The 7110-nt window shown below is 60.5% G+C and carries 7 protein-coding genes and 1 pseudogene; 3 read left to right on the forward strand and 5 right to left on the reverse strand.

All coding sequences use genetic code 11. The features are described 5' to 3' along the window. A pseudogene (locus tag ABYV89_RS12840) lies at positions 1–1668 on the forward strand (hypothetical protein); the annotation flags it as partial. 65 nt (positions 1669–1733) lie between these two features. Next, positions 1734–2306: a DUF1318 domain-containing protein gene (locus ABYV89_RS12845; protein ID WP_432823351.1), complete on the forward strand. Its 573-nt coding sequence runs from the start codon at positions 1734–1736 to the stop codon at positions 2304–2306. 82 nt (positions 2307–2388) lie between these two features. Here ABYV89_RS12845 and sixA read toward each other — a convergent pair whose 3' ends face one another. The 4 genes from sixA to ABYV89_RS12865 form a co-directional block, all read right to left on the reverse strand. Further along, entirely contained in the window at positions 2389–2868 is a 480-nt protein-coding gene (sixA, locus tag ABYV89_RS12850; protein WP_432823352.1) for a phosphohistidine phosphatase SixA, read from the reverse strand. 101 nt (positions 2869–2969) lie between these two features. Then, complete coding sequence (locus tag ABYV89_RS12855) at positions 2970–3716, reverse strand: response regulator (RefSeq protein ID WP_432823353.1); 747 nt, start codon at positions 3714–3716, stop codon at positions 2970–2972. A 4-nt stretch (positions 3717–3720) separates the two neighbouring features. Further along, entirely contained in the window at positions 3721–5100 is a 1380-nt protein-coding gene (locus ABYV89_RS12860; protein ID WP_432823354.1) for a HAMP domain-containing protein, read from the reverse strand. 253 nt (positions 5101–5353) lie between these two features. Continuing rightward, positions 5354–6190 carry an MBL fold metallo-hydrolase gene (locus ABYV89_RS12865; RefSeq protein WP_432823355.1) on the reverse strand — a complete coding sequence of 279 codons (837 nt, stop codon included), beginning with the start codon at positions 6188–6190 and terminating at the stop codon, positions 5354–5356. Between the two features lie 154 nt (positions 6191–6344). Between ABYV89_RS12865 and ABYV89_RS12870 the strand changes: the two genes are divergently transcribed. Then, positions 6345–6467 (forward strand): hypothetical protein, encoded by a 123-nt coding sequence (locus tag ABYV89_RS12870; RefSeq protein ID WP_432823356.1) that lies wholly within the window; start codon positions 6345–6347, stop codon positions 6465–6467. A gap of 98 nt (positions 6468–6565) precedes the next feature. Here ABYV89_RS12870 and ABYV89_RS12875 read toward each other — a convergent pair. Continuing rightward, a partial coding sequence (locus tag ABYV89_RS12875) for a sensor histidine kinase (protein ID WP_432823357.1) occupies positions 6566–7110 on the reverse strand: 545 nt, incomplete at its 5' end.

The following is a 7110-nucleotide window of genomic DNA, read 5'->3' on the forward strand; positions in this document are numbered from 1 at the left end:
AAGGGAGCGGGTATCGAGTTAACGGAATTGTCCGCCAGCAGCCGATTCCGTGAGCAGCCGCAGGGAATCTCCATCGACGACCTGCGCCTGACAGGTCATGCCGGGCTGGCGGGAGGGGGCGGCCGGCTGGCCGTGAATGGCTCCGGGGCGCTGGCAAAGGAGACATTCCAGCTCAAGCTGACCTCCGTGGATGTAAAGGAGGTTGAATTCTTCTCCAGTGACGGCATGAGCGGGCTGGTCGGCGGCCATCTTCTGGCCAGCGGACAGGTGACCGGAAATCTGAACAGCCGCCTGCTCGGCCTCAACCTGGCGGCCAGACTCGGAGCGAACGAAGTGCTGCACGGTTCCTTCTACGCCAATCTCGCCGATACCGAGGCGCGCCTCGACCTGCAAGGGGGCTTCGACCTCGACTCCCAACGCCTTTCGGCCCGCAACCTGGCCATCGAAATCCCCGAAAGGGTCTCCGCAAAAATCAAGGGGAGCGTCTCGCCGACCCTCATCGATCTCAGCGGCACCCTGAAAACAGGCGAACTGGGCTCCATCTTCGACAGCTACCTTAAAGACAGCCTCGTGTCTTCAGCGCCCGGACTTGAAGGCTTGGTGCTGGCGGGGGCGCTCTCGGCCGATTTCGTCATGCAGAGGTCGCCGGAGTCCCTCAGCGTTCGCGGCAACCTGCAACCGCACGAGGTCGACCTCAGACTGCCGGCGTCCGACCTCGAGATCCTCGGCGCAGGCGGGATCCTCCCGCTCGCGTACAACCAGGGTTCGTCGGCAGAGCGGGAAACCGGCGCTCCCCTGAACGGCGTCCTTTACTTTACTTCTTTTCAGGCCGGACCGGCCTGGCTCGAAAGCGCCCCGCTGCGCCTGCTGAGTTCGGTCAATCGGCTTGAGATCCCGGAATTGCCCCTCGTGAACCTGGCTGGCGGCACCATCGAGGTTTCCAACCTGAGCGCCACTCTCGAAGGAAAACAGCCGGTGCTGGCGGCACAGATCCGGGTTGAAGGGATTGATCTTGAAACGCTGAGCCGTGAACTGGACATGACCGACATGACCGGCACCCTCAGCGCCAACCTCGGCGAAATCCGCTACGCCGACAAAACCCTGAGCTCCGCCGGCCAGGCGACCATCAGCGCCTTCGGCGGCACCACGGTGATTTCGAACATCCGCATGCGCGATCCCGCTTCCCGCTATCGCACCCTGCACGGCGACGTCGATTTCAGCGGCATCGATCTTTACCAGCTGACCCGCACCTTCGCGTTCGGCGAAATGAACGGCATTCTCGACGGCCACATCCACCACCTGCGACTGTTCGGCACCGTTCCGTCGCAGTTTGAAGCCGAACTCGCCACTCGCGAAGGCAGCCGCCGCAACATCAGCGTCAAAGCCCTCAGCAATCTTTCCATCCTCAGCCAAGGCGGTCTTTCGGCGGCACTGTCCCGCGGCATCTATCGTTTCATCGACTTTTACCGTTACCAGAAAATAGGCCTGCGCTGCACCCTCAACAACGACGTCTTCCGCCTGCAGGGAACCGCACGGGATGATTCCGATGACTACCTGGTCTACGGCGGACTGCTGCCGCCCAAGATTGACATCATCGCCCCGGGCCGCGACATCTCCTTCAAGGAGATGCTCAAACGCCTCAGCCGCATCGACCGCGCCGGCCGTTGATTTTGCTGTAGAAAAGTCTATACTTGCAGAGCAATTCAGCCAGACACCCCGCTTTGGAGGACACCATGAAAAGGCTTTTACGCATCTTCTCGCTAGTGGCGGCCGTCGCCGTCGTCTCCTGCGTGACCATCAATATCTACTTCCCCGCCGAAGAGGTGCGAGGCGCTGCCGACAAGATCGTCAACGAAGTCTGGGGGGACAGATCAGACGAACCGCCGGCCAAGCCCGCCCCCCAAGGCAAGCCGAGCAGTTTCCTGCACCTCGGGGTCACCAGCGCCCATGCCGCGCAGGACATCAACGTCAGCACCCCTGAAATCCGCGCCATCCGCGAAACCATGAAACAGCGCGCCGGCAGCCTCTTTCCCTACCTCGACGGCGGCCAGGTCGGCGTTGGCCAGGACGGTCTGCTCAAGGTTCGGACCACCGATGGCCTCGACCTGCGATCCCGCGGCGAAGTCAACCGCCTGGTGACGGCGGAAAACGGCGATCGACTGCGGCTGTACACAGAAATCGCCCGGGCCAACGATTTTCCCGACAAGGCTGCCGAAGTTCAGGCTGTTTTCGCCGACTCCTGGCGGGACCAGGCGGCGAGCGGTTGGTTCATCGAGAACAAGGACGGCAGCTGGGGCAAGAAGTGATCATCCCCTGACCGTTCTAATGCAACAGGCCGCCTCCCTGATGGGAGGCGGCCTGCTTTTTCGTCGCTTGTCAGATAATGATTCAGGCAAGCAAGCGCATCTGCTCCGCCGTCAGACAAAAGCGCAGCTCGCCGCGGCGAGCCTCCCCATTGCTGCTGTCGATACAGCAGACCCCCCCGCTTTCAAACCGCACCGCCGTCTCACTCCCCAGCAAAAAGGACAGGATTGTGTTGAGTGACGGCAGGTGACCGACCAGCAGCAAGTTCTGACGATCACGATATTTCTCCAACAATTCCGTGAAACCTTCCGGGGCGGCCTTGGGCAGCAGAGCCTCGCTTTCGACGATATCGCTGTACGGATAATTGACAACTTCTGCAACCAGGGCAGCGGTCTGCTTGGCCCGTTTTTTCGGGCTGCAGATGACCAATTCGGGGCAGATCCCCAACCGCTTCATGGCTCCCGCTGAGGCCCTGACCTGCCTGACCCCTTCAGCGCTCAGCCCCTGGATAGGATCCTCTGTTTCAGCCAGGGCCTCTCCGTGCCGCATAAGATACAGGTTCATAAAAAGCTCCTATGCAATCGATGGATCACCGTCTATCCGCCTCTCCAAATTTCCCCGGCAATGGAACAGCGGCGAGATTAATAAGCGAGTTGGCCCTGCCGCTAGCGCCTTCCCTTTTTGAACTGCTTGAGCCACTCCTGAAATTCTTCCTCCTCATGCTCCAGCTCGAAGGCGTTGAGCAGGCCCCGCCGAAAGGCAACGGCGACCGCCCGGTTGCGCAGGTTGAAGGCGTCACCGATCTTCTCGCTGTTGAACTGTTCCAGGTCGAGTCCGAGCTTGTTGTACAGGGAATTGAGTCGGCTCTGTACCCCGCGACGGGAAAGGTAGCGGCGCTGAGCGATCAGATTGTCGGTCAAGCCGAGCGAGATATCGAGCAGCGCTTCGAATTCGATGTCCGAAAGGGCGGTCTGGCTGTGCCCGGTACGCCCCTGAACTTTGCGCACTTCGGGGTCGATCCAGCACTGCTCATCGATCAGCACGGTGCGGATCGCCGAGGCGATGCGCTCCTTGGTGTTCGACTTGAGAATATACCCGTACACCGTTTCCGGCGGGACGATTTTCGACAGCGCCCGGACGTACATTTCATCTTTGTATTGGCTCCAGAAAACGATGCGGGCCGCGGGTTTCTGCTGCCATAGGGAGCGGGCAAACTCGATGCCGTTGAGCTCGGGCATCTGGATGTCGCTGATGATCAGCGGGGCTTCGAAACGCAGGGCCATCTCGAGAGCGACCTGGCCGTTGTGGGCCCGCTCGATCCGGCAGCCGGATTCAAAACTCGCCAGCAGCTGCTCGAGAAATTCGAAATCCTTGGGATTGTCTTCGGCGATGAGAACCTGCAGGGATTCCATGTCTTTATTCTCCTCTATCAGGCGACGGCAGCGGCAGGGTCAACTCAAAACGGGTTCCTGAGCTAAACCGCGAAGCCCCCCAGCCCACATCGGCACCGATCGCCTTGGCTCGCTCACGGATATTGTACAGACCGCGGTGTCCCGAAGCCGGCACCGCCGAGGGATCGAACCCACGGCCGTTATCTTCGACCGACAGCAGCAGGGCGTTTTCACGGCGGTCGAGATTGACCTCGTAGCGGGTAGCGCCGGCGTGCTTGATGACGTTGTGAACCGCCTCGAGGGCGATCCGGTAGAGGGCCAGGCGGATGGTCCTCGACAGATCGACCGCATCGACCTTGGGCGACACGTAAAGATGGTAGGTCGGCAGATCGCCCTTGGCCAGATGCCGTTCAAGATGCGATTCGAGGGCCGGCCCCAAACCGAGGATGTCGAGGGTCTGTGGATGCAGGTTGTCCATCACCTCGCGCAGGTTGCTGATCGCCCGCTGCAGATCCTCCTCGATACGGTCCGCCCCGCTGCCGCAGTTTCCTTCGGATTTGACCTCCTGGATGCCGCGCAGCACCGAGGCCAGATCGGAGAGGGTCTGGTCATGGATGTCCATGGCGATACGCCGGCGCTCCTCTTCGGCTCCCTCGAGGAGCTTCTCGGTTCCGACCACCCGCAGAAGGCGATCGGTCATGTGGTTGATAGAGAGGGCCAAAGCGTCCAGTTCGTCACGCACCCTGGCCGGAGCGGGCGGCGGCGTCAGCTCGCCCCGGGCAATCCTTCCGGCACTGTCGGACAGCTGCTTGATGCGGCGCAGGATACTGCGGCCGAAAAACATGGACAGGAGAATCCCGACCAGGATGGCGGACCCGAGCACGACAATGGAAACAAAAGCCGTGTGGGCCACCAACTCATCGATATCCTGACTGTGCAGGCCCCGCAGTTTTTCCCGCTGCCGCTGGATGAGGGCGGAAAGGGTGTTCAGTTCAGGGCGTAGCAGGACGATGGCAGAATTGAAACGGTCCACGTCGATGCCGCGCTCGGGGTTGAGATCGGAGACCACCTGGCGCAGCAGGGCCTGGGAACGTTCCGGCAACGGGATCAGCGCAAGAATCCGCCCGGTGGCACCTTCGAGGTGGTCATGCAGACCTTCAAGCTCACTGAAACAGCGAACATCGACCAGCGGTTCGTTGCCGATCTGCATGAGCAGAACGTGCATCCGCTGGGTAGCCAGTTCGGCTTCGGCCAGGGCGACGAAAACGGTCCCGAGGTTTCTGGCGTCTTGGCGCTTGCGAGAAAGGTCCCAGTAGGTGTACTGGAGAAATCCGAGCAGCAGCGCCATCAGCAGCAGAACAGCGGCGGGGGCGAGAATGATCTGATGTTTAAGAGTCAGGCGCATAAGTGGCAAAATACCACAGCACCGCCAGGAATTCACTGTGTTAATACACAGAGACCCGGCGCACTTATGTGCCAGGGCTCAATGGCGTACTTTTTTGCGGCCGATCAAAGGCCTGCCTGGCCTCCTCTTCGAGCAGGGAGGGAAATTCATGGTAACGGGGCGAATGATGAAATACCATCAGCCTGGCCGCTCCGGCCCGGCGGGCAAGTTCACCGGCCAGCTGTGCCGTAAGGTGGGAACGCAGGAGAGCCCGCTACAACTCCTGATGGGAAAAGACCGCTTCGATAACCAGGAGGTGGGCGTCTGTGGCCAGCACAGCAATCCGCTCCAAGTTGGCGTCACTCGGTGATGCATCGGTTACGTAGCAGATTTTCATCCCCCGCTCGCAGTGGGCGATTCTGCCGGCCAGTTCGGACAGCTCCACAGCTGTCGAACCGCCGCCGCTCAGGGGAACCTCGATGACCGCCCCCGACGCGTCCGGGCCGCGCAGCCGGTCCTTGAAGTCGGTCAGCCAGGGCCCCGGCCGGTAGCCCAGGCGCTCGAGGGCATCCTTGTGAATAGCGACGTGGAGCGGCTCTTCGAGGACAAAAGCCAGCGAAATGATGCCACCATGATCGAGGGGAACACCCCGCACCCGGCAGGCTGCAGTCTCATACAGAAGCCCTTCCGGGCAGAAGCGCCGACCATCGTCTTCAGGATGGAAGGCGTTTGCGGCCCGGAACCGCACCTGCCGGCCGCCGGATTCGCCCCATTCGCGAACGATCAGGGTAAAACTGTAGCCCTCGACCAGGTTCCAGGTGTAGCCGGAAAGGCGGCCGGCGATCTGATCGGCCAGGCCCGGCGGACCACAGACCAGCAATTCGGCTTCCAAACAGAGAAAGGCACGCAGCAGGGCATCTAAACCGACCACGTGGTCGATGTGACCGTGCGAGATGAACACTGCCTTCAACTTGAGCAACTCACGAATCGACAGCGCATGAAGGTCACCACAGTCGAAAAGCAGGGCCTCACCGCGATGGGACAGGTAAACATACAGGGCCGGGTCGCCAAACGGACCATTGACAAGTCGTGGAAAAAATACCGATCTCATTCCGTCTCCTGCCGGGCATGTTCCCTTCTGCAAACACCACCCGAAGATTAGCGTTTCACATAAACGATTGACAACAAAGCCTGTCGTAATAATTCATTGCCGTTTCAGCTTTACATCCGTACATCCGCAAGCCCCCCCACGAACAGGAGGGTATATGAACAAGAGCACTCGCATTCTGGCCCCGCTGCTGCTTTACCTGGCCACGGCCACAGGTGCTGTCTGTACGGCCCGTGGTTGCCTTTTTTTCAAGGAAGCCCGCTTCAACATCCACATGTAACCCGAAGACTGGCATCCCATCGTAAAAGAGCGCGGCCCCGAAAACATTCCGGGGCCGCGCTCTTTTTCTATCTTTTTCTATCATTGCCGTGTCGTCCCTCAGGCGGCCGATTTGCCCGCCGGACCAGCGAGCGGCAACGTCACGCTGAACTCACTGCCTCTGTTCAGCTCCGATTTGACCTCGATCGCCCCGCCATGGGCATCGACGATCCACTTGACAATGGAAAGCCCCAGACCGGTGCCGCCGATATCCCGGTTGCGGGCTTCGTCGATCCGGTAAAACCGGTCGAACAGATGGGGAAAGTGCTCTTCGGCGATACCAAACCCGGTATCCCTCACGCTGATCTGCGCCTTGTCACCGATCGTCTCCAAGGAGACATCAACCCGCCCCCCCGCGGGGGTGTACTTTACCCCGTTGGAAATCAGGTTGAGCAGCATTCGATGCAGTTGCAGTTGATCGCCCCGCAGGTGGATTTCCCGATCGACCTGCAGATGCAGGCTGAACTCAATCGATTTTGGCTCGGCCAAAGTTTTCCCCTGCAGGTAAAGGTCCTGCAGCAGGTCACTCAGGTTCACGTCCGTGAGAGCCAGGGGGATTTCACCGGCCTCGCTTTTGGCCAGGGCCAGCAGATCTTCGATGATCC

It is taken from the genome of Trichloromonas sp. (assembly GCF_041583255.1).
Lineage (GTDB): Bacteria > Desulfobacterota > Desulfuromonadia > Desulfuromonadales > Trichloromonadaceae > Trichloromonas.

What these genes read in the sequence shown, in the direction of transcription:
- ABYV89_RS12845 (WP_432823351.1), top strand. Translation starts at nt 1,734, where the DNA reads ATGAAAAGGCTTTTACGCATCTTCTCGCTAGTGGCGGCCGTCGCCGTC.
- sixA (WP_432823352.1), bottom strand. Translation starts at nt 2,868, where the DNA reads ATGAACCTGTATCTTATGCGGCACGGAGAGGCCCTGGCTGAAACAGAG.
- ABYV89_RS12855 (WP_432823353.1), bottom strand. Translation starts at nt 3,716, where the DNA reads ATGGAATCCCTGCAGGTTCTCATCGCCGAAGACAATCCCAAGGATTTC.
- ABYV89_RS12860 (WP_432823354.1), bottom strand. Translation starts at nt 5,100, where the DNA reads ATGCGCCTGACTCTTAAACATCAGATCATTCTCGCCCCCGCCGCTGTT.
- ABYV89_RS12865 (WP_432823355.1), bottom strand. Translation starts at nt 6,190, where the DNA reads ATGAGATCGGTATTTTTTCCACGACTTGTCAATGGTCCGTTTGGCGAC.
- ABYV89_RS12870 (WP_432823356.1), top strand. Translation starts at nt 6,345, where the DNA reads ATGAACAAGAGCACTCGCATTCTGGCCCCGCTGCTGCTTTACCTGGCC.